The 20,957-nt window shown below is 45.5% G+C and carries 19 protein-coding genes and 1 pseudogene; 11 read left to right on the top strand and 9 right to left on the bottom strand.

The annotated features are described in order from the left end of the window. Positions 1–5 precede the first annotated feature (5 nt). From ACQ66Q_RS17270 to ACQ66Q_RS17255, 4 genes are all read right to left on the bottom strand, one after another. Positions 6–824: a substrate-binding periplasmic protein gene (locus ACQ66Q_RS17270; protein WP_430457928.1), complete on the bottom strand. Its 819-nt coding sequence runs from the start codon at positions 822–824 to the stop codon at positions 6–8. Continuing rightward, positions 824–2,176 (bottom strand): DNA recombination protein RmuC, encoded by a 1,353-nt coding sequence (locus ACQ66Q_RS17265; RefSeq protein WP_430457927.1) that lies wholly within the window; start codon positions 2,174–2,176, stop codon positions 824–826. Before ACQ66Q_RS17265 ends, ACQ66Q_RS17270 begins: the two co-directional genes overlap by 1 nt. Positions 2,177–2,291: 115 nt before the next feature. Continuing rightward, positions 2,292–2,639: an antibiotic biosynthesis monooxygenase family protein gene (locus tag ACQ66Q_RS17260; RefSeq protein ID WP_430457926.1), complete on the bottom strand. Its 348-nt coding sequence runs from the start codon at positions 2,637–2,639 to the stop codon at positions 2,292–2,294. Further along, the gene (locus tag ACQ66Q_RS17255; RefSeq protein WP_430457925.1) at positions 2,639–3,814 is read right to left on the bottom strand and encodes a cytochrome P450; all 1,176 of its coding nucleotides are present in this window, start codon (positions 3,812–3,814) and stop codon (positions 2,639–2,641) included. The genes ACQ66Q_RS17260 and ACQ66Q_RS17255 overlap by 1 nt, the downstream gene beginning before the upstream one ends. A gap of 101 nt (positions 3,815–3,915) precedes the next feature. Between ACQ66Q_RS17255 and ACQ66Q_RS17250 the strand changes: the two genes are divergently transcribed. Both ACQ66Q_RS17250 and ACQ66Q_RS17245 read left to right on the top strand, forming a co-directional pair. Then, a complete protein-coding gene (locus tag ACQ66Q_RS17250; protein ID WP_430457924.1) occupies positions 3,916–4,629 on the top strand; it encodes an ArsR/SmtB family transcription factor in 714 nt (237 codons plus the stop codon). Between the two features lie 57 nt (positions 4,630–4,686). Further along, positions 4,687–5,106 (top strand): DUF1801 domain-containing protein, encoded by a 420-nt coding sequence (locus ACQ66Q_RS17245; protein WP_430457923.1) that lies wholly within the window; start codon positions 4,687–4,689, stop codon positions 5,104–5,106. Between the two features lie 15 nt (positions 5,107–5,121). On the opposite strand, the gene ACQ66Q_RS17240 is transcribed toward ACQ66Q_RS17245, so the two are convergent. Continuing rightward, the gene (locus tag ACQ66Q_RS17240; RefSeq protein ID WP_430457922.1) at positions 5,122–5,775 is read right to left on the bottom strand and encodes a DedA family protein; all 654 of its coding nucleotides are present in this window, start codon (positions 5,773–5,775) and stop codon (positions 5,122–5,124) included. Between the two features lie 386 nt (positions 5,776–6,161). Between ACQ66Q_RS17240 and gorA the strand changes: the two genes are divergently transcribed. The 5 genes from gorA to ACQ66Q_RS17215 all read left to right on the top strand — a co-directional run bounded on the left by gorA (position 6,162) and on the right by ACQ66Q_RS17215 (position 13,165). After that, on the top strand, positions 6,162–7,514 hold the full coding sequence (gene gorA, locus ACQ66Q_RS17235) for a glutathione-disulfide reductase (RefSeq protein ID WP_430457921.1): 1,353 nt from the start codon (positions 6,162–6,164) through the stop codon (positions 7,512–7,514). A gap of 97 nt (positions 7,515–7,611) precedes the next feature. Next, positions 7,612–8,931 carry a tyrosine-type recombinase/integrase gene (locus ACQ66Q_RS17230; protein ID WP_430457920.1) on the top strand — a complete coding sequence of 440 codons (1,320 nt, stop codon included), beginning with the start codon at positions 7,612–7,614 and terminating at the stop codon, positions 8,929–8,931. After that, positions 8,924–10,672, top strand: a complete 1,749-nt coding sequence (locus tag ACQ66Q_RS17225) for a hypothetical protein (RefSeq protein ID WP_430457919.1) — start codon at positions 8,924–8,926, stop codon at positions 10,670–10,672. Before ACQ66Q_RS17230 ends, ACQ66Q_RS17225 begins: the two co-directional genes overlap by 8 nt. Beyond that, complete coding sequence (locus tag ACQ66Q_RS17220) at positions 10,669–12,708, top strand: hypothetical protein (protein WP_430457918.1); 2,040 nt, start codon at positions 10,669–10,671, stop codon at positions 12,706–12,708. Before ACQ66Q_RS17225 ends, ACQ66Q_RS17220 begins: the two co-directional genes overlap by 4 nt. Positions 12,709–12,712: 4 nt before the next feature. Beyond that, complete coding sequence (locus ACQ66Q_RS17215) at positions 12,713–13,165, top strand: hypothetical protein (protein WP_430457917.1); 453 nt, start codon at positions 12,713–12,715, stop codon at positions 13,163–13,165. 355 nt (positions 13,166–13,520) lie between these two features. On the opposite strand, the gene ACQ66Q_RS17210 is transcribed toward ACQ66Q_RS17215, so the two are convergent. The 3 genes from ACQ66Q_RS17210 to ACQ66Q_RS17200 are packed head-to-tail and all read right to left on the bottom strand — an operon-like array spanning position 13,521 to position 16,334. Continuing rightward, positions 13,521–14,204 (bottom strand): hypothetical protein, encoded by a 684-nt coding sequence (locus tag ACQ66Q_RS17210; protein WP_430457916.1) that lies wholly within the window; start codon positions 14,202–14,204, stop codon positions 13,521–13,523. Then, positions 14,194–15,285 carry a hypothetical protein gene (locus ACQ66Q_RS17205; RefSeq protein WP_430457915.1) on the bottom strand — a complete coding sequence of 364 codons (1,092 nt, stop codon included), beginning with the start codon at positions 15,283–15,285 and terminating at the stop codon, positions 14,194–14,196. The genes ACQ66Q_RS17210 and ACQ66Q_RS17205 overlap by 11 nt, the downstream gene beginning before the upstream one ends. Further along, on the bottom strand, positions 15,282–16,334 hold the full coding sequence (locus ACQ66Q_RS17200) for a hypothetical protein (RefSeq protein WP_430457914.1): 1,053 nt from the start codon (positions 16,332–16,334) through the stop codon (positions 15,282–15,284). The genes ACQ66Q_RS17205 and ACQ66Q_RS17200 overlap by 4 nt, the downstream gene beginning before the upstream one ends. 141 nt (positions 16,335–16,475) lie before the next feature. Between ACQ66Q_RS17200 and ACQ66Q_RS17195 the strand changes: the two are divergent. Continuing rightward, positions 16,476–17,637, top strand: a pseudogene (locus ACQ66Q_RS17195) (IS3 family transposase). Positions 17,638–17,898: 261 nt separating this feature from the next. Here ACQ66Q_RS17195 and ACQ66Q_RS17190 read toward each other — a convergent pair. Continuing rightward, positions 17,899–18,222 (bottom strand): helix-turn-helix domain-containing protein, encoded by a 324-nt coding sequence (locus ACQ66Q_RS17190; protein WP_430457913.1) that lies wholly within the window; start codon positions 18,220–18,222, stop codon positions 17,899–17,901. A 122-nt stretch (positions 18,223–18,344) separates the two neighbouring features. On the opposite strand from ACQ66Q_RS17190, the gene ACQ66Q_RS17185 reads away from it, so the two are divergent. From ACQ66Q_RS17185 to ACQ66Q_RS17175, 3 genes are all read left to right on the top strand, one after another. Beyond that, positions 18,345–18,848 carry a hypothetical protein gene (locus ACQ66Q_RS17185; RefSeq protein ID WP_430457912.1) on the top strand — a complete coding sequence of 168 codons (504 nt, stop codon included), beginning with the start codon at positions 18,345–18,347 and terminating at the stop codon, positions 18,846–18,848. Beyond that, positions 18,845–20,245 (top strand): DEAD/DEAH box helicase, encoded by a 1,401-nt coding sequence (locus tag ACQ66Q_RS17180; protein ID WP_430457911.1) that lies wholly within the window; start codon positions 18,845–18,847, stop codon positions 20,243–20,245. The genes ACQ66Q_RS17185 and ACQ66Q_RS17180 overlap by 4 nt, the downstream gene beginning before the upstream one ends. Positions 20,246–20,523: 278 nt before the next feature. Beyond that, positions 20,524–20,919, top strand: a complete 396-nt coding sequence (locus ACQ66Q_RS17175) for a hypothetical protein (RefSeq protein ID WP_430457910.1) — start codon at positions 20,524–20,526, stop codon at positions 20,917–20,919. The last annotated feature ends 38 nt before the right edge of the window (positions 20,920–20,957 follow it).

Genomic DNA, 20,957 nt, shown 5'->3' with positions numbered 1-20,957 from the left:
TGACACTACTCCAGCACCCAACCAAATTCTTTTAATATAGCGCGATGTTCAGGCCCGCCGTAAACCTCAAACCAGGCTTTTTTCAGCCGCTCCCGGACTGCAAACGGCACGCCTTTACGGCTAGCAACGATATACACCGGGTTACTGTTCAGACGAAAAGCAATCTTGTAGCGGGCTGCTAATTCAGGATAAGCACGGCTCCACTCGAGATATTGGGTTTTGTCTTCCAACATGCCGACCACCCGCTCTTTTTGCAGTAAATTCAATTTTTGTGTCAGGCTGTTGGCATATTGCAGATAAGGCTGGAATTCAGTTTCCAGACTGACCCGCGCGAATTCTTCACCATACCAGGCATCGCGTAACACGCCCACCGCACCGGGTAAAAGCAGGATATCGCTCAGTTTGTTCACTTTGGGCAGATACTGTTTATCCAGTACCAGCACCGTTTCTTCCAGGTAATGCGGGCCAATAAAATCGGCATACAACTCACGCTCATAGGTGTATGACATCGTCAGCATCAGATCGATTTTGCCATCGCGCAATAACGCCAGACTGCGTGGCCAGGGACTCCCGACCACTTCTAATGTGCACCCGGCTTTGTCATTTAATAGTTTCAGCAGGCGATGATGTAGGTCATACCAGCGCGGCAATTGCAGTCCGGCCGCTTGAGTCAGTTCTTTGGATTCATTCAGGTGCGCGACCAGATGACAAGGCGCCTGAGCAGCTCCGGGTGGGTTAGCCGGCAGCAGTTCTTCGGCAACGAGGGGCCGACTGAGCAATAGCCCGAATATACACAGCGCTGCGCAGCGCCCGCTTTTGAGCATTATTGGGCTTCTGCTGACAGTTCGAGCCGGGCTTTTTCGACCAGCTGCTGATCCAGTTCCTGCTTCACCGCCACACCAAGCTCCTTAAATTCTGCCGCTTGCTTAATCAGATTACCCTTGCCGCTGTAAAGTTGCCCCAGGGCTTTGTCGTAACTTTCCCGCGCTTTGTCGAGTTGCCGGCCAACCCCCTGCATTGATTCGAGGAAAGCTGCCAACTTGGCATAAAACCGTTCAGCCCGCTGCGCTAACTCTGCGCTGTGCTGGTTTTGCTGCTCAAACCGCCACAATTGCCGGACTATATTCAGGCTGGTCAGCAACGTCGTTGGTGTCGCCACCAGCACATTCCGTTCCAGCGCTTTTTGATATAACAAGGGGTCATGTTTTAGTGCTTCGACATAAGCCGACTCAATCGGAATAAACATAAACACCACTTCCGGCGAATTCAGCCCGTCGAGCTGATAGTAGTTTTTATCGGCCAACTCGGAAATTCGATCACTGACGGCCTGACAATGTGCTTTCAAAGCTTCAGCGCGTTCCAGATCATGCTCAGCGTTGACATAACGGGTATAGGCCAGCAATGAAGTTTTTGCATCAATCACCAGATGCTTTTGTTGTGGCAAGTCAACGATAACATCAGGCCGGCGCCGGCCTTGTTCCGTCTGGAAGCTGACTTCACGCCGGTAATCGACACCGGGCCGCAGGCCGGAATTCTCCAGCACATTCTCCAGCATCAGTTCGCCCCAATTGCCCTGCAGTTTTTTCTGGCCCTGCAATGCATTGGTCAACCGGGCCGCCTGATCGGTAATGGCACTGTTCAGCTTTTGCAGATTCAACAGTTCGGTTTTTAATTCACTACGCTGTTTTAAATCTTCGGTGTGAATGGATTCGACTTTGTCACGAAAGCCTTTCATATCGGCCTGCAGCGGGCTTAACAGCTGCAACAGACTTTGTTGGCTCTGACGGGCAAACTGCTCGCCTTTTTGCTGCAAAATCTGATTGGCAAGGTTTTCAAACTCTTGTTTTAACTGCAGTTTGCTGTCCTGCAACAACGCCAGTTGCTGCTGATACTGGCTTTGTTTTTCCGTTAACAGTACCTGCAGTCGGTCGTGTTTTTCTTTTAGCCGCAAATAATCCTGCTGCTGCTGGCGCACTTCGTCCTGGCTTTGCTGTAACTGCATGCGGTGATCATTGAGCAAGGTTTGTTGATGCTCCAGCTGCGCCTGTAAGCGGATTTGCTGATCACTCAGCGCCCGCTGCGTTTGGAGCTGCCGCCACCAGGCCAGCACCGCAGCGGCGGCCCCCGCCAGCAACAACAACTCCAGCCACAGCCGGATCTCAGTTAATTCGTTCATTTCGCCTCCGTTTCAACGGCTTAGCTCTACCACTGTATTACTATACAGCTTTTTGCACTATTGTGGATGCGAAGCACTCAGGACTCAGCAGTAAAATACCCGGCAGCAACCAGCCTCAACCGGAATGATGCAGCTTGCTATCTGCCGGCGCTTCTTCCCGTGGTGTCATCCCATAGTCTCTGACCACAGTCGCTACCCGTAACCGGTAATCGGCAAACAAATGCTGCCGGCCTTGTTGCTGGGCCAGGCGATGCGCTTCCAACTGCCGCCACTGGGCAATTGCGGCTTCATCGCGCCAGAAACTTAACGACAGGATCTTGCCCGGCTCGCTTAAACTGGCAAAACGTTCGATTCCCAAAAAACCATCAATGTCTGCCAGCATTGGTTTTAACGCTGCGGCTGCGGCCAGATAACCGGCTTCGCCAGTCGTGGTTGGGGTTACTTCAAAGATCACGGCCAGCATCAGTGTGCTCCTTTGTCAAAATGAAACCATGCCAGCCGGCCATTCACCGATGGCTGATAGTGCCAGCGCAATTCAGCGCCTTGGCGCAAATCTCGAAAATGCGGCCACACCACGAGCAGAACCTGCGCGGCAATTTGCTCGGCCAGCTGACGGCCCGGACATTGATGCGCGCCCAGACTGAAACTGAGATCTGTTGCTACTGCGCTATGGCCAGGCCGGTCATATGGCCGGAACTGGTCTGGCGCCGTCCAATGCTGTGGGTCCCGGCCGGCCGCCGCTAACAGCAGCAATATGGTGGCACCGGCGGGCAAATGCTGGCCGGCGATCACAGCATCCTCGGCTAAAAAGCGTCGGGTATTCTGCACCGGAGGGTCAAACCGGCTGACTTCCCGCACAAATAACAACGCCTGCCGCTGGTCCTTTGGCGCCAAATCTGGCTGCTGGTAGCAGCAGATTAAACTATTCGCGATGAGGCCAGCAGTCGCTTCATAACTTTGCGACAGCAGTCCCAGCAGATTCGCCGCAGCGACCTGCGCCACCGTCGTGCCAAATTCATCTGACAGCGCAGCACTCCAGCTGGTCGCGTCTTGCAGGCAGTTTTGGATCAACTCTTGGAGCTGTAACACAGCAGCATCGGCGGCACTGACATCAGCCGCATCGGCCTGTGCCGGCAGACAACGGACAAAGTCAGCAATCGCCGTTGCAGCCAAGCGCGCTGCGGCCGGTTGCATGCCGAGTAATTGCGCCATGACCCGCACTGGAGTCTGATAAATCAGCTGATTGAGCTGTATCGTGTCAGGCCGGACCGAACCAATTGCTTCGTGTAAAACGGCCTGGCATAACTCGGTCAGTTGTGCCGGCGTTATTGCCGCCAGCTGGCGCTGCAAAATCGCTTTCAGTTGCTGTTGGCGTGGCCCGTCGGTCATTCGCAATAAGGCGGCAAACACCTCACCGCAGCGATGCCCCTGTAACGCCGCAGGCACTGGTTGTCCGACTGGCCGGACCCGGGCTGCCGGATGTTGCAACACACCGCTTATCACAGCAACACGACTGGCCAGATAACAGCCGCTCGCAGTGTCATAGGGTAACAACGGACCTTGCAGCAACTCGGTGTAAAATGGATATGGATCTGGCTGCGTCGCTGCCTGTAGCGCCGTAAATAAAGGTTTGGTCATGCTCGTTTCGGCTCCTGTGGTCTCAGCGCTGCTTGTCCGCACGCTGAATTATCGGCATCATGCCAGTTCCTTCACATCAACACTTCGCTGTGGAACGAACTATGACTGCAGATCTGCAATTGGCCAAAGTCGCCGGAGCTATCGCGGATGCGGCGCGCGCCCGTATGCTGTGTGCATTGCTGGACGGTAGGGCCCGCACCGCAACTGAACTCGGTATCAGTGCAGAAGTCAGCAGCTCCACCACCAGCGCGCATTTGGCCAAATTGACTGAGCTGGGCTTTCTGAGTGTGGTGCGACAAGGCAAACACCGTTATTTTCAGCTGGCCAATGCGCAGGTCGCCACCGCACTGGAAGCACTGTTGCAGCTGTCGGCACCGCCTGAAGCCAGCTTTAGCCCAACTACACCAGCGCATTTGCGTTATGCCCGCAGTTGTTACGACCATCTCGCCGGCACTGTGGCCGTTGCGCTGCACGAGCAATTACTGCGACAAGGCTGGTTAATCACCATAGAGAATCAGCTGCAACCAGGAAACCAGCACTATCAGCTCAGCAGCAGCGGCACCCAACTATTCACAGCTATGGGGGTCGACCTGCAACCAAAACCACGCAGCCGGCGACAATATGCTTGCGCTTGTCTGGATTGGAGCGAACGGAAAGCGCATTTAGGGGGTTATCTCGGTGCGGCTTTGCTTGAGATGATGCTGGCGCAACAGTGGCTGCAGCGGGAGCCGGATGATCGGGTGCTGCACCTGACCCGAAAAGGCCAAATCGCCTTAAAACAGCATTTTGCGCTGAGTCTGCCCGAACGCGACTGAGCCATTTATACTCAAGATCACTGAAAATCCGGCAACACCAGCCGACAGGAGCTTGCCATGCCAGAAAACAAAACCATTGCCACCACTGAGCCGGTCTCGGCTTATCTGGCGGCCATCACCGATCCGCAGCGTCGCGCTGATTGTGAACAATTACAGGCAATGATGCAGAACATTACCGGCTGCGAAGCCAAGATGTGGGGCCCAGGTATTGTGGGTTTTGATCAGTATCATTATCGGTATGACAGCGGTCGTGAAGGCGATATGTGCATCGTAGGTTTTTCCAGCCGCAAAACGGATATCAGCATTTATTTGGTCGCATCCGGTGAAAACCAGCAACAGCTGCTGGCAGAGCTCGGCCGGCATAAAATGGGCAAAGCCTGCTTGTCGATACGCCGGCTGACCGATATTCAGCTGCCAGTATTGCAGCAGCTGATTGTTGGTTCAGTAGACGCCACCCGGCAGCGCTACCCGCGCTAAGCAGTTGGAACCTCGCTATTCGCCAGTGACAGGTTTCTGGCTGCGCATCAAGCGGTATAGGATCGCCAGCACGGCCAGGATAAACAGTCCCAGTGACATCAACATCAGCCCTTTTCCCAGCAAATCGTGATATTTCATCAAAAAAGGTAACTTCATCAGCGTCGCGCTGGCCAGACTTAACGCCACAGCCCAGCACCAGGCGCTGACCAGACTGATCACAGTGACATGAAAAAACGTCAGTTTGGTCATGCCCATCATCATCGGTGTCAGCACACGGACAAACGGAATAAAACGCGACGAGAACATTGCCAAGAGACCGTGCCGCTCCAGCAATGAGGTGGCCCGTGGCAGGCTGTTGTCGGGCACGATACGCCCGATATAATGCATAAATCGGGTGTGTGCCAGCGCGTACCCCTGCCAGTAAGCCAACAGGCTGCCAAGCCCGGCCGCCAGCGGCATATAGACATACACCACTTCCGGCGGCATAACGCCCGCCGCCAACAAGCCACCGGCCATCAGCACCAGGCTATCACCGGGTAAAGGTAAAAACACAAACGCTGATTCCAGAAACAAAATCAGCACTAAACACCAAATCAGCAAATCCACTTTTCCGAGCTGGATCAACTGATCAAAATTCTGCTGCCAGATTGCCATGAGCATGTCTTGCATTTACTGCGGTTCCTCTGGATGGCTGACAGTCATATCAGCCTGGAAAGATGTCAGCAGCCGGCGATACAGGCCTGCATTTTTCATCGTTCCGGTCAAAAACAGACAGCCGTATTTCAGCTGTGCGGAGGCGGACTTTTTAACGGCTGACCGGCATTTCGTCAAACAAAGTTTTTGGCACAAAGCGCTACCATCTCAGCTGTTTTTCTGGCAGTTGGCCGAAAATGCCGTGAAGACCGTTGATCTATAAAGAACCTGCCAAGCCAGTGAAAGTTCCGCGTCTGGGAAAAAAGCATCGCGCCGCTGTCAGCACTATCGCCAATCCCCTTGTTTTTCTGCACGGCAGTCCTTATAACCGACATCAATCTATTCCCTTCTTTGGCAACTTTATGACCCGGCATTTTGATTACATCGCGATTGGTGGCGGCAGCGGCGGTATCGCCAGCGCCAACAGAGCAGCAAGCTATGGCAAAACCTGTGCAATTGTCGAAGCCAAAGCGCTCGGCGGCACTTGTGTCAATGTCGGCTGCGTGCCGAAAAAAGCCATGTGGTTTGCCGGTCAAATTGCCGACGCGATGAAACTGGCACCGGATTATGGTTATGACGTGGTCGCGCCAGCACTGGATTGGGGCAAGCTGGTACAAAGCCGCGAAGCTTATATTTCGCGGATCCATGGCTCGTATGAACGGGTGCTCGGTAAAAATCAGGTCACAGTGATCAACGGCTTTGCCCGTTTTGTCGATGCGCATACCATCGAAGTCGAAGGTATTCGCTACAGCGCCGACCATATCAGCATTGCTACCGGCGGTGTGCCCGCCTGGCCGGCGATCCCAGGCGCAGAACTGGGCATCGACAGCGATGGCTTTTTTGCCTTAGATCATTGCCCGAAACGGGTCGCGGTAGTCGGTGCCGGTTACATCGCCGTCGAAATTGCCGGCGTGTTGCAGGCTCTTGGCAGCGAAACCCATTTACTGGTGCGCCACGACAAAGCGTTGCGCCAGTTTGATGCCATGTTGTCGGATACGCTGCATCAACTGATGCAACACAACGGTATTCAGGTGCATTCGCACAGCGAAGTCACTGCGGTCAGCCGCGACGCCGACGGCTCGTTACTGCTCAAACTGAACAGCGGCCATGTGCTGCAGGTCGATTGCCTGATTTGGGCGATTGGCCGCACGCCAAACACGCAAAATCTCAATCTATCAGCTGCTGGAGTCGAGACTGACGCACAGGGTTTTATTCCGACCGACAAATACCAGAACACCAATGTGCCGGGTATTTATGCCATTGGCGATAATACCGGCCGGCTGGCACTGACGCCGGTCGCGGTTGCGGCAGGCCGGCGCTTGTCAGAACGCTTGTTTAACGGCAAAACTGATGAACATCTCAATTACGACTTAGTGCCGACCGTGGTGTTTTCGCATCCACCGATTGGCACTATCGGCCAGACCGAAGCGCAGGCGCGCGCTGAATTTGGCGACGCGGCGGTCAAAGTCTATAACAGCGAATTCACCGCAATGTACCGCGCGCTAACCTCGCACCGCGAGCCAACACGGATGAAACTGGTGTGTGTCGGTCCCAGCCAAAAGATCGTCGGTTTACATGTGATTGGTTATGGTGCTGATGAAATGCTGCAAGGCTTTGCCGTCGCAATCAAAATGGGCGCCACCAAAGCTGACTTTGACAACTGTGTGGCCATTCACCCAACTTCTGCCGAAGAGTTCGTTACCATGACAGGTTGATGTAGGAAAAGCATCCTACACACATAAATAAATCTGGAAAATAACCATTCACTGATTAAGCTGTATGTATAGTCAGTGAATCTTTCTAGGCGGATTTATGTATTTATTACAATCAAGCAATGTCTATAAAGAGACAGAGCTATCAATCAATGATGGTGAATATCAATGCACCCCCCTAAAGGGCAATATTGGCTCTCTTCCTACACTCTTTCAACAAGATGGCTCTTTCAATCTTGAAGCCAATAGCTACCTTTTCTATCTGAAGGCAGTAAAAGGTGCAAAAGACCTATCGCCTTGTGCCCAAGCTTTACACGCCTATTATCAGTTTCTTGAAGACAAAGGGTTGGCATGGGATCAATTTCCTCCCATCAAAAGATTTAAGCCCACTTATCTCTTTCGCTCTCAACTGTTAAACCAAATTAATCGTGGCGAATTAGCACACAGTACAGCAAGCGTCCGAATGAACCAGATTGTTAACTATTATAAATGGTTGATGCACGATGGATATTTACGCATAAAGAATGAGAAAGAAGCTCCTTTTCAAATCGAGTTCGTTTCAGTTCAGAACACTGGAATGCTTGCTCACATAACGCCAACCTTCACTGTTACAACGAGCGATTTACGGATCAAAGTACCTAAGGATGCAAGCAGTAAAAACATTCGACCTTTATCTCCGCTCACTCACGAATCACTAAGCATTCTGACTCAGTACCTGCCTCGTGCATCTGAAGAGTTACGCTTACAGGTTTTAATCTCCCTTGATACTGGAATGCGAATTCAAGAAGTCGCAACACTATCACTTGATGCTCTAGATACCGCGACGCCATTAACTGAAAGTGTGCATCGCTACGAGATAGTCTTATCACCCCAATCTACAGGTGTTCAAACAAAATATCTAAAGCAAAGGCGCGTTGAAATTTCTGCCGTTCTATTGGCAACACTTAATGATTACCGCACCTCAGAACGAAGAATCAAGCGAGTAAATAAACTGGATGCGAAGCTGAAATCCTTAGTTGAAAACAAATCAAATCTAAAGCAGGAGACAGTTGAAATTCTTGAGAGGTGTAAGCGCCATGAACCCCTGTTTGTTAGTGAACAAGGCAATCCTGTGTCTGCTAAGTCTATCGAAGCCAGATGGACAGAGTTCAGAACTTCAATCAAGAAAACCGCCCTTTCGTTCATACATCGCTTTCACGACTTACGTTCAACGTATGGCACATATCGTTTAAATGACTTGCTTGAAGCAGGCTTAACTCCAATGGAGTCCATGGAATTATTGATGGCCTGGATGGGCCATAGAAACGAAACAACCACTTGGAAATATTTACACTACTTGAAGCGCAAAGAGGCATTCAAAGTAAAGTTCGGAATTTTAGACAGCATCATGCACGAAGCATTAGGAAACGATAATGAGTAATATCTCCTATCTCTCTGGCTGGGAACCAAACCTTTGCATTCAAGTTACTACCGCTGGCAGCAACAGGTTAGATTTTAATCGTTTCTTGGTTAAGCATTTCCCTGAGACTGCAAAGCTACAGCAAGGTGGTCAATTTCAAGATGCAGGCCGCAAAGAGGTTATACTTCAACTCAAATCTCGCTTTGATGACAAAATCGAAGAGGGCGCAAGCCATTCTACTCTGCTTCATACTTTTTTAAGTTGTTCACTGTACCTTCGCTGGTGTGATACACACAACACGCCCGCCTTTGTTCAAGACTCATTGGAAGGCTATTTGCTTCATTTGCAAACAAGGGTATTGCTAGGTACATTAAAAAAAAGCACATATGTGAAAACGCACTCTAATGTATGGGTAATATTTCGTAATTTTCTCGACTTACCTTTAAGTTATTTTGACAACATGGCCATTCTGAGCCGGAGCGATACAGAGCCATTTGAGGCTTATACTCGTAGTGATTTAAACAAATTGTTACCATTCCTACGAGGTCTGTTCAAACAGACCTATATGCAGTTTATTGAAAATCCTACACACCATATTGCTGCTCATCGATCAATCGCAACCATGACCTTTCACTGGAAAGGTCAAACGTATAAGTTATGCTGCGGTATCAACAAAATGATGAGCGCCGCCACATACCTTTTGTCCTATTACACTTATGCCAATACCAGTGATTTATTCAAACTAAAACAACCCCGTAATGCCTCAACGACGGCGGGAGAGACATGGTATACGATGCCTGCCTTCAAGCGCCGTGCTTTTAAAACCATTCAAGTTGAAATGTGTGGTCATGAGTTGGAAATACCTAAATATGCGATGCACTTTTTCGATAATTTACTTAATGCTTCACGATTAATTTCAAGCGGTGAAAACTCAAACCTGCTTAAATCTGTTGTTTACAATGCCATCACCCCAATGAAAAGTGCAAATCTTCAAACATTCCTAGCCTTTTGGGTTGAAAAACATTTTGCCTTTACTGACCAAATAGGCCGTCGACTCAGGCCTATAATTAGTCGTTTTCGTGAGACAGGAGCTCAAATCACCGCCTACCACCAGGGTGAAATGGTGAACGACATCATGCTGGGCAATATGCCTGCTACTCGAAAAAAACACTATAGTGAAGGAAACCGCACCTCCAATAACGCAATGATGCAAGATGCGATGTCAATTCGAGAGGAAGAGATAAAAAGCGGTGTTAATACAAAACAGGCTCAAAAAAATTTAGGCATTAAGGTCTTAGTAATAGACCAAGAATACAAAATCAACCTGCCTGAATTAAGTCGAACACCCAATGGTGCCAGCTGCGCCGCACCTTTTGGCGCAAAGTCAGAAAAATACACCAATAGAGCTATTAGGCAAGGACTACTCCCTGAAGGCACAAGACTTGCCTGCGCGGATTTACTAGCTTGCTTTGGCTGCCCAAGCCAAGTGATTGTTCAATCCCTGGCGGATATTTGGTGTTTATTAAGCTTTAAAGCTTGTATCGAAGAATCAATCTACCTTCACCTCGATGGAAACCACTATAGTAAAAACTTTGAAAATATCGTGGTGTTTATTGAGGATAAAATCTTACCAAATATCCATAGTCAGCTACTCAAACAAGCAGAAATGAAACTGTTTGATGAAGGCCATCACCCGCAATGGCAAGAAGCCAACGATGTCCTTGGTCTAATCCCTCAATCCTATAAGCAGGTATCGTCATGAACACAACGAACCTATACGATGACAACTTTCCTCAAGCGCATAAAGTACAAGATGTGGACATTATCACCCTTTACCACGCACGACGTTTTGAGGAGCTGGATGCGGTTGTTATCTGCAAAGATCGCGAGGGAATAGTCGCTGCAACCTTTGGTCAAAGCATTTGGCATTGCCTACCTTTCTCACGTGAAAAAGAAAGGAATAACCTCAACTTTTCCGAATTTAACGCCGATCCGCAACTACAGCGTCAACTTAAAGTATTTACATTTGGTTGGATTTTCAACAAAAGTCCAAAGCAGCGAAAGGCTTTAAAATTCTCAACAATTTTTTCGCAATTTACGGCTATGAAAAAGATATTCCGATTCTTAATGAAAGAAAATGAATCATCATTAGCCGCGCTGTCATCTTCCAAGTTATGGTTAAGCTTTCAAAGCCATATCCAAACACAAACGCTCTCGCAAAGCTCAATTGTGAAAATCTATATTAGTATCAACGCAGTGGTTCACGATAGCGCTTGGCATAAAATCCCACTCGGTTTACAACTAATAAAATCGTCTCAAGAATCCGAAAAATTAAGCAATAGAGAGAGTCAGCAAACCTTAGTTATTCCAGAGCGTTTATGCCACAAAATTTATGGAAGAGCGATAGACTTGATTGAAACGGCAATGCCCTACGCGCAGATGATTGCGGATACAGAACAAGCACTCCAAGCAAATTACCTTGAAGGCAAGCGCATTCTTTATGAAAAATTACAGCAAGGCCGCACTTTCACTTTTATCAAAGAGGATGGCAGTATTGCCCCTTATAAATACTCATCCTGCATTATTGATAATCAACCGCAAAACCCTAGTGCACTCATTGCACCATTGGCCACTAAGCTCCCTGATATTTCACTGAATAAAAGTTCAGAGTTTCACCGATATCTAGGACAACTCATTAACGCTTGCTACATTGTGTGCGGAGGGTTCAGCGGAATGCGTAGATCTGAGTTGAATAAACTAACTCCAAACAGTTACTACAAAGACACTCTGAATGGTCGTGTTTTCCACATGCTGCAATCCCACACATTCAAATTAGGGGAAAAGCGAGAAACATGGATAACGGCGGAGTCCTCGAAAACGGCCATTGATTTAATGACCATATTAACGAAGCAATGGCGAGATGAAGCCACTTATCCCAATAAAAAATACACCAACACATTATGGCTAATGCAAAAAAATCGTTCGAAGCCGCCTCAGCTTATCACTCAATGGTATTGGCGACTTCACAGTTTTTGCGAGCAACATGGATTTGTGGTCACGGAAGAAGATTTTCAAGAATGCATGGAATCCAATCCCCGCTCAGCAGAGAGCATAAGAAAATACGTTATTGTGGGTAAGCCTTGGAACCTTAGTTCACACCAGTTTAGGCGCAGCTTAGCCTTTTATTGTGTAAAAAATCGGTTGAGTACATTGGTTGCGCTCAAGCAGCAATTTAAGCACCTATATCTCGCGATGACTGATTGGTACACCAATGGTGGCAAACTGGCGAGTTTACGAGGCTTAAAAGTTGATCCATCGATAACGAAAGCGCTCGATGAAATTAATGCAGAGACCACGACTAATAAAATTTTTAAGCAGTGGCACTCTGATGGAAAGCTTTCGGGCGCACACGGCAAGGCTATAATAAAGATGCGAGGTGATGTGCCAACCATATACAGTTCCTGGGATGTTATCTTCAAGGCCGTCAAAGATGGAAAACTGACCCTGCACGGTACCGGTCATAGTTACTGTAAAAATGGATACGATTGCGATATGGATGGCGTAGTCATGCCTCAGTTTTGTGTTGATTGTAGTGGTAGCATCATTGATGAGCAGCAAGCGAAGTGGTGGCAGAAAAAGCACGGTACCTTGGTTGCTTATATGGCCTCAGGCAATGACATATCAGTTACAGAAAGAAGTCACTACATCACTCAAGTAAGAGCCGCCGAGAAGGTGATGTGTGATTTTGATATGGCATTCACCCCCTTTGAACCTGAACTCATTTTTATGGAGGTTTAAGAGCATGGGAAAGGGCGAAAATACAATTATTGCACTTGAAGCAGCTTTAGACCGAATTGCACAAGGAAAGCCGAGGCGTATCCCCAACAGCCGTAAGCTTAGTGTCAGAGCTGTAGAGGAAGAAGCAAATCTAGGTAATGGTAGTGGATATTACTACCCTGACTTTGTTGACAAAGTTAAGAAAACTATAGCCGGCAAGGACAACGGTGACTTAGTACAACCGGAGATACAAATAGTACGTGCAAAGCTTAATGAACAAAAACGCATAAAGACTAATTTTAAAGTGAAATTTAACGATGCAAGAGAGCAGTTGGCATTGTTCGCGGCAGCACAGCATCATCTTAACGATAAACTGGTTCAAGCGATGGCTCGTATTTCTGACTTGGAGCACGAGAATACAGAGCTTCGGCAGAAGCTTGTTAACCTTAATAGAAATCAAATAGCACCTATCAGGTAATACTATCTGTACTGGCTCATATCTGCTCTGACAACTTACATCGGAGGTTTCAACCTGGTCTGACAGTTCGGCTATGAGCGGATAGTAGTGTCTCAAAAGTTGTGAGCTCGAAAAAAACGAATGTCGACTCTGCCTGAAATGCAGACATTCTTTTTTAAAGAACCTCAAATGTCAGTACTCAAATACAATAAAAAAATTCAGAGGAATTAAAGAGGCCGATGACAATATGAGTAATCATTTCGTAACCGCTACTGAGTTGACGGATAGAAAAAATGAGGATACACGAGCATTTTACTTTCACAGCCGAAACACTATGAAAAAAAATACTATAATTAATAAATGCAGCAATTAACAACTATCTATGATTAAGTGTTTCTAAAATAAACTTTGGAAGAAAATCATCAATATCGCCTGAAAATTCAATAGAGCCGGTCTTCGATATCTTAATTTGACATTTATTCCCATAGTGAAAAAATGTGAACTTCATCACTTTACATGTATAACCTGTTTCTCTAAATCTTTGCTCAAGTACTGCAAGAGCATTCATTCTGGACTTAACTGTCAACTCGCCGGAGTTATTTTCATCGAACATCAGATTAGATACTGTAATTTCACTAACACAAAAATCAGAGAATAACTTACTAGATTTTACAAAATTATAAAAACGAATTATGTCCATTGTAGCATTTGAAATAAAAATTTGTTTTCTAAGTGAATCTGTTAAATTTTTTATAAAGCTTTTCAAAGACTTTGAAGGCTCATACACACATAGCAATATGGATTCATTGCATGCAAAAAAAACCTTAAATTCAAAACTTACAATTTTAACAACTTCATATTTTATTAGTTCTCCACTCGGGAGAGTGTAGCTCAAGGTTTCTGTTACTTTTTCAAAATATGAGCAATGCGACATTTCCTCATTGAATGAATGAACATCAAAACCAAAAAGTTCATTTTGTGTTATTGGAAACTTCAATAAACTCTCAGAAAAAATTTGTGCGTTACTGTTACATATGAATTTTACCCATTTAGTATTCATCACCTTTCCCTGCTAGTTGCAGCAACGCTTGCTTAGCTGAATTTTCAATTGCCTTGTTAAATAATTGCTCTTGATATGTAGTTAAAGCCTTCCTTGATTTAGAATGATGGCCCTCTGAAGTATATGAATAAAACCCTTTAGCTAAATAAGAAAAATCATCTTTATTTTCAGGATCAGAAAACTGGATTTCGAATTCGTAAATATCATCATCTATAGTCGATTTTTCAGCTATAGAACGCCAAACTATCTTAGACAAGTAAAATTCTTTGTCATAAAACTGTTTAAGAACTTCTGACTGAAGAACATTTTGACCTTTCAACGAAGCCTTGGAAATGTGTGTACCTAGCGCTATCGCATCAGTTGACTCATCAGACTCGGATTGTTCAGCTTCATCTTCCTTTGGATGGTAAACGTAGACGTCAGTCACATCTTTTAATTTATAACCATCAATCCCATTAATTATAGCTATGAAGAAATCGGTTATTTTTTTGTGATCAGTTACATGGGTTAAGCTAACTCGACTAGTTTGAAGTTCCTGGCCGGCTTGTTGTTCAACTTCTGCTATAAGTAATGCCTGCCACTCTTCAACAGTCTTATTTTGCGGATGACGAACAGTTATACCATCTTCACTTAAATCAACAGTAATCGTAGCTGACCTTTTCGCCACTTGCTTAAATTCTGAGTTTCCATAGTTGAACTCTTCATAATCAATTTGCAAAGTATACGACTTGCCATCACTGGAAATTTGAGCTTCACAACGAGCGCCTTGACTAGTAATAGTTTCGGCTATCTTGTTTATTGACGATTCTAATATTTCTGCATCAACTACATCAGCGATAGTTGTACATGTTGTTTTCTCACGCCTAGTATTAGTTCCAATTAGATCTGATAATCGCTTGTAGTCAAAATAACTATGAGTAAACATTGAGAAATATGTTGCAAGATCCTTTCTGCTTGTACTTGGTGATGTTAAAATTCCACGAGATAGAAAAATTTCTTTAAGCTCTGAATTTGTAACCTTAGATTGGTTAACTGCATCGAACATGGCTTTATCGCTAACACTGAAGATACTACCTCTCATTCAGCAACCCTCCAACCAACATTTACATCACTTAATATAGTTTTAATTTGACTTATTGTATGGAAGTTTTGTAGTATCTCAGATAATCTACTTCTCTTATAATCATCAAATCCCCATGCTGCACTGTAATCGTTAATTGCATTTTTAAATGATGTTGTAATATCAGGATGTTTGTCATGATGGGTGCATCTTATTTTTATTGATGCTGAACTATCCAGTAACTGATTTCTTGAAAGAGTGTCAAGTAAATAGATAAATTCCTCTCTTTTCTCACCCCGGCCATTGTAGTAAACGACATAGCCGGCATTTTCGACAATTTGATTCAAATTATTAGCTACGGAATCATGTCCAACAATAATAAAATCAGAACAGATCATCTCCAGAGAAGCTGCACGTTCATACTTGTTAAAATGCGTCTTGTGTAAATAAAGTTCTGGATAGTAAAACCAGTGCTTAGATTCATCAAAATGAGGAAACTTACGATTACTAATTAGTGATTGCAAGTCATTTATTAATGTATACAGATAAGAAATTTGCAAAGGTTCAATTATATGCAAAAGATGACCTTTCTTCAAAGGAATAGATGCAGGATCTATAATTTGTTTCTTATCATCAGGTTTTTTATGAAAAAAAGTGGAGTAAAATTCTTTATCAAAGTTGCCTTTATGGTTATAAACGAATAAAAGTGCACGAATATCTAGCGGCTCAGAAAACTGAGCATATCGTTCTTTCCATTCAGTGCTCAGTTTTGCACACTCTATCGTCTTGGCAAGAGACTTTAATGCGTTTCGAACATTATTTGTAGTAATTGTGCCAGCAGCATAGCTCTTTAGATCGGTATTAAGAATAACTCTTTTACCTGTGTATGGGTCAAGATAATGATAAACAACGTCAACTGGATGGGTATACGTGTCTTTTGAACTATGCTCTGTTGGTTTCTTACACTCGAAATTCACATTGTATAGGTCAACTCTGCCCCACTTGAAGAAATTAAAAATTTCTTGTGAGACTATTTCTGCCATTTTGCTTATATTTTCCGTTTCAGACACGTAGTAGCTCCATCTAACAAGAATCAACTCGATAATAAGATGTAATTCGAGGTTTGTAAATATATTGGGAACTGTTTTTGAATCGCCACTAATTTCCTAGACACCTTTCAGTTAGATAAACTAACTCAAAGAGAGGTGCCTATGAGCAGTAAACGTTACCCCGAAGAATTCAGAATCGAAGCTGTTAAACAGGTCGTTGATCGCGGCCATTCAGTTGCTGATGTTGCCAAACGGCTCGATATTACCTCACACAGCTTGTACGCCTGGATAAAGAAGTACGGGCCTGACAAGCAACAGCATAATGATTTGGCAGATGCTCAAGCCGAGATTAAACGGCTGCAAAAAGAGCTGAAGCGAGCCACCGAAGAGCGCGATATTCTAAAAAAAGCCGCGTCCGGAAGGCCGGCCCCGTGTTCGCAAAGCTGTCCGACTAAGATACGCCTTTATTAAAGAACACAGCGACAGTTGGCCGGTACGCTGGCTTTGTAACATGTTGGATGTCCATCCCAGTGGATACTATGCATGGAGTAAGGCTTCGCTTTCAAAACGCGACAAGGCAAATCGACGGCTGACCGGGTTAATTAAGCAGTTCTGGCTGGAGTCTGGTTGTGTGTATGGCTACCGTAAGATTCATTCTGACTTACGTGATTTCGGCGAGTCTTGTGGCATTAACCGGGTATACCGGCTGATGCAGTCCGAAGGGCTTAAAGCACAGGTTGGATATCGCAAACCCAGATCCCGCAAGGGTGACAGCCATATTACTACGCCAAACCGCTTGCAGCGGCAGTTTAATCCGTTAGTACCTGATGAAGTGTGGGTGACTGATATCACGTACATCCGCACGCATGAGGGGTGGCTGTATTTGGCTGTGGTTGTGGATTTGTTCTCGCGCAAAGTCGTTGGTTGGTCGATGCATTCTCAAATCAGCAAAGATATTGTGCTGAACGCATTGCTGATGGCCGTGTGGCGACGTCAGCCTAAAAAACAGGTGATGGTTCACTCCGACCAAGGGAGCCAATACACCAGCCATGACTGGCAGGCATTCCTGAAAACACATGGTCTACAGGGCAGCATGAGCAGGCGCGGAAACTGCCATGACAACGCAGTGGCAGAGAGTTTTTTCCAGCTACTGAAGCGAGAGCGGATCAAACGGAAAGTCTACTCAACACGAGATGAAGCACGAAGTGATGTGTTTGATTACATTGAAATGTTTTACAACAGTAAGCGGAAGCATGGTTCCAATAATCTGCTGTCACCGGTAGAGTATGAAAACCGTTACCAAGAACGGCTGGGAAGTGTCTAGTTTATTGGTGGCGATTCAAACCGATTTATGATTTATACCCTCTTTCCAGGGCTATTAGAATTGAGGCCGACTGCATTTTTCAAAATGGCGAGTTTTGGAAGATCAAAGGTGAAGATAATTGTAGCTGCAACTTGGGTTTAGTCTTATTTTTGGCAAGTAGGAGCAATTTCGTGAGAGAGAACGCAACTTACACATCTTTTTTATACTCTTGGCGGTCTGATTAATGGCTCTTGCTCAATTGTGTTGGAGCACCATCAATTTCTATGGAGAGTCACTTTTATTCTGCGTTGCTACAAACGCCAATACCGCAGCCCGCTGGTCTTGAGATAACTTACTGAATTTTAATATAAGATCTGCCATATCGTCTGAATCACAGTAAAGATAAGCAACTGGTACGTCTAGTTGTTCAGCTATCTTTTTGGCCATATTGAAATCTGGCTGATGCCTGCCACTTTCATACTGATTCATTCTTGCGCTTGCCGACGTGCTTTCAAGGCCCATGCGTCGACCCAACTCAGTTTGGCTGATCGCCTTCTTTTTTCTGGCTGCTTTGAGTCTTTGAGGAAAACAGGATTCGTACGCCAAGTGATTAATTTCATATCCAATTCCGAATCTTAAGATTGTCTTAGGTTTTCCTTATCCGTTATACTAAGTAATTCTTTGGATTTTTCAACCCTAGAGTATCCAAAAAATTTAAGGGCAGCAGTATGTCGGTTCGGAAGATTATTATTCAGGCAATTAAAACGAATGGATTAACTTCATTCACTCTTGAGGAGCTAAAAGTCTTATGTCATGACTCCGTCGCGGCGGCTTCGCCAGATCAGTACAGTCAAAAACTCTACAAAAATGTTTGGAATCTGAAGCAGAAAGGTTTTTTGGATATGGAAAAGCAGCAAGATTCGAAGGACAACCGCTATCTCATTACACCTCAATTGCTTGTAGAAATGTCGATAGAGAGTCCGGTAACGACTTCAAACCATAAAAGCTCTTTCCCAGAATTTTTGGATACACTACGGAAACGCCTTAACGAGTACAGTACTGACCTTGCGACTACAAGCGCAGAAGCTCAGGAATATCAAGATCTTGCAAAATACTTTCCTGAACAGCGCACGAATTTAGATGTGAAATATAATAAAGCCTACGAGAGAGCAGTAGAATTGCGGGGCAAATTGAGAGCCATTGAGAATGAGTTGCAGGATCATACTGTATGATTTTGCGTAACTGGCAATCAAAATGTGTAGCAATTGCGCTTGATAGGTTCCGGAAAAAACAAAAGCACTTTATGGTGCTTGCGACACCTGGCGCCGGTAAAACCATCATGGCAGCATCACTTGCAAAAAAACTGTTCGAAGACGATCTCATTGACTTCGTGGTCTGCTTTGCACCATCTGTTTCTGTGCAAACAAGTATGCAAGAAACATTTTCTAGAGTCTTAGCACAGCCTATGCATGGCAAACTTGGAGCTGCCGGCGGTGTGTTTACTTATCAATATTTGACCAGTAGTAAAAATGCAGATTGGTCATTTCTAAAGAATACCCGCGTTTTGGCGGTTTTTGATGAAATTCATCACTGTGGCGGTCAGGATGTCGAACTTGCCAATGCCTGGGGCCGTGAAGTGCTTATGACGATAAGCAACAACGCATCCTATATTATGGCGATGACTGGCACACCTTGGCGAACGGACCAGACGCCAATCTCGTTGGCAAGGTACATTGAACCTGATTACAATATCCAGCTGGACTATGCGTACACCCTTGCTGAAGCAATTCGCGATAACGTCTGCCGATTGCCTGAGATTGTATTAATAGACAACGACAATTTGATTGTAAAGCAAAAGAGCTTCACGTCACTTTCCGCAGCCATAGACCAATCTGACTTGCAATATGGAAAAATATTGAATGACAGCGGAGCATTAAAATATGCGTTATCGCTCGGCGTTTCGAAACTGGCCAAAGTCCGAGAAGAACAACCTGACGCAGCTGGATTAATTGTCGCCAGCTCTGTAGAAGCGGCGATTCGTATCCGCGACATGTTAACCAACAAGTTGCAACAGACGGCAGTTTTAGTCACTTACAAAGAGAATAATCCGCAAGAAATCATCGAAGCTTTTAGGACATCGAATGTGCAATGGATTGTCAGTGTCGCGATGGTTAGTGAGGGGACCGACATTCCTAGGCTGCGGGTCTGTGTGCATCTAAGTAACGTGCGTACCGAGTTGTTCTATCGCCAAGTTCTTGGCCGCATTTTGCGGCAAATGGCAAACATCCAAAATCGCATAGCTTATTTTATTACTTTTGCCGAACAGTCCATGATCGATTTCACAAAGCGACTGAAACAAGATGTTCCTAAAGTTGTTGTAAGACATGACCTATGTGAGACGAAAAAGAACTCAGCTCAATCAAGTTCGAACACCTCAAGTGATGGAGAAAGTGATTCACAACCGGACAACGTTGATGATGGAAAAAGTGACTCCCAACCGGATAACGTTAATGATGGAAATAACTGGCAAGCCGAAAAAAAGCAGCAAGACGAACAAAATCAGCCGGCGCCATTAGTGATATTTCGACTTCAAGGGCAATACCGGCAACAGGTATTTTCTATATTCTAAATACCAAATCCAGAGATCAGGTTTCCGTATGCATGTAAACTTCATTGAAGTTTACATCTTGCCTGAAGGGCCAATTACGTTTAACGCATGAACAGGTGCATGCATTAGCAAACCGATTCAGCATCCCGGCGGCTATGCTTATGATTAACATCGATAATAAACATGGTTCCCAACGTCATTCTACAAATTAGTTTGCTGATTTTAAAAACTGGCATATCAGTTTTTAGCGCTAAAGCTTGAAACAGCTAGAATTCTGAGCCCATATCTTGGAGTTTACTATGATTAGATTTACAGACCCAGAAAAGTTAAAAGGTAAGGTGCTGGAGGCTTCGAAGTGGCTAACGGTACAAGAATTTTGCCAGCGAGCGCCTGAAGTAAATGATTTACTGCTTCTAGAAAAGTGGAAAAAGGAAGCCAAAATATTTTCAGTAGTTAATGATAATGTTGAGCTAATTCCAGAGTATGTCTTCGATCTGCAGGGAAACCTGCGGCCCATCATCCAGAAAATATTACATTTGTTCGAAGGTAAAAAATCTTCTTTGAAAATCGCTATATGGTTCATATGCGTTAATGGCTGGCTTGAAGGGAACACACCAATCAACTTCTTAGAAACATACCCAGAGGCTGTGCTTGAAGCCGCAAGAATGGAAGCATTCCCAAGTGACCATGGCTGATGTGCTCTGGCAATCATTCCCAAGTGAGCATTGCTGAT

The sequence above is a fragment of the Rheinheimera sp. genome, assembly GCF_965283995.1.
GTDB lineage: Bacteria > Pseudomonadota > Gammaproteobacteria > Enterobacterales > Alteromonadaceae > Pararheinheimera.
This window is presented reverse-complemented; position numbering and strand designations above follow the sequence as displayed.

What these genes read in the sequence shown, in the direction of transcription:
- ACQ66Q_RS17240 (WP_430457922.1), bottom strand. Translation starts at nt 5,775, where the DNA reads ATGCAAGACATGCTCATGGCAATCTGGCAGCAGAATTTTGATCAGTTG.
- ACQ66Q_RS17175 (WP_430457910.1), top strand. Translation starts at nt 20,524, where the DNA reads ATGATTAGATTTACAGACCCAGAAAAGTTAAAAGGTAAGGTGCTGGAG.
- ACQ66Q_RS17270 (WP_430457928.1), bottom strand. Translation starts at nt 824, where the DNA reads ATGCTCAAAAGCGGGCGCTGCGCAGCGCTGTGTATATTCGGGCTATTG.
- ACQ66Q_RS17250 (WP_430457924.1), top strand. Translation starts at nt 3,916, where the DNA reads ATGACTGCAGATCTGCAATTGGCCAAAGTCGCCGGAGCTATCGCGGAT.
- ACQ66Q_RS17225 (WP_430457919.1), top strand. Translation starts at nt 8,924, where the DNA reads ATGAGTAATATCTCCTATCTCTCTGGCTGGGAACCAAACCTTTGCATT.
- ACQ66Q_RS17265 (WP_430457927.1), bottom strand. Translation starts at nt 2,176, where the DNA reads ATGAACGAATTAACTGAGATCCGGCTGTGGCTGGAGTTGTTGTTGCTG.
- ACQ66Q_RS17215 (WP_430457917.1), top strand. Translation starts at nt 12,713, where the DNA reads ATGGGAAAGGGCGAAAATACAATTATTGCACTTGAAGCAGCTTTAGAC.
- ACQ66Q_RS17205 (WP_430457915.1), bottom strand. Translation starts at nt 15,285, where the DNA reads ATGAGAGGTAGTATCTTCAGTGTTAGCGATAAAGCCATGTTCGATGCA.
- gorA (WP_430457921.1), top strand. Translation starts at nt 6,162, where the DNA reads ATGACCCGGCATTTTGATTACATCGCGATTGGTGGCGGCAGCGGCGGT.
- ACQ66Q_RS17260 (WP_430457926.1), bottom strand. Translation starts at nt 2,639, where the DNA reads ATGCTGGCCGTGATCTTTGAAGTAACCCCAACCACGACTGGCGAAGCC.
- ACQ66Q_RS17245 (WP_430457923.1), top strand. Translation starts at nt 4,687, where the DNA reads ATGCCAGAAAACAAAACCATTGCCACCACTGAGCCGGTCTCGGCTTAT.
- ACQ66Q_RS17255 (WP_430457925.1), bottom strand. Translation starts at nt 3,814, where the DNA reads ATGACCAAACCTTTATTTACGGCGCTACAGGCAGCGACGCAGCCAGAT.
- ACQ66Q_RS17210 (WP_430457916.1), bottom strand. Translation starts at nt 14,204, where the DNA reads ATGAATACTAAATGGGTAAAATTCATATGTAACAGTAACGCACAAATT.
- ACQ66Q_RS17180 (WP_430457911.1), top strand. Translation starts at nt 18,845, where the DNA reads ATGATTTTGCGTAACTGGCAATCAAAATGTGTAGCAATTGCGCTTGAT.
- ACQ66Q_RS17230 (WP_430457920.1), top strand. Translation starts at nt 7,612, where the DNA reads ATGTATTTATTACAATCAAGCAATGTCTATAAAGAGACAGAGCTATCA.
- ACQ66Q_RS17185 (WP_430457912.1), top strand. Translation starts at nt 18,345, where the DNA reads ATGTCGGTTCGGAAGATTATTATTCAGGCAATTAAAACGAATGGATTA.
- ACQ66Q_RS17220 (WP_430457918.1), top strand. Translation starts at nt 10,669, where the DNA reads ATGAACACAACGAACCTATACGATGACAACTTTCCTCAAGCGCATAAA.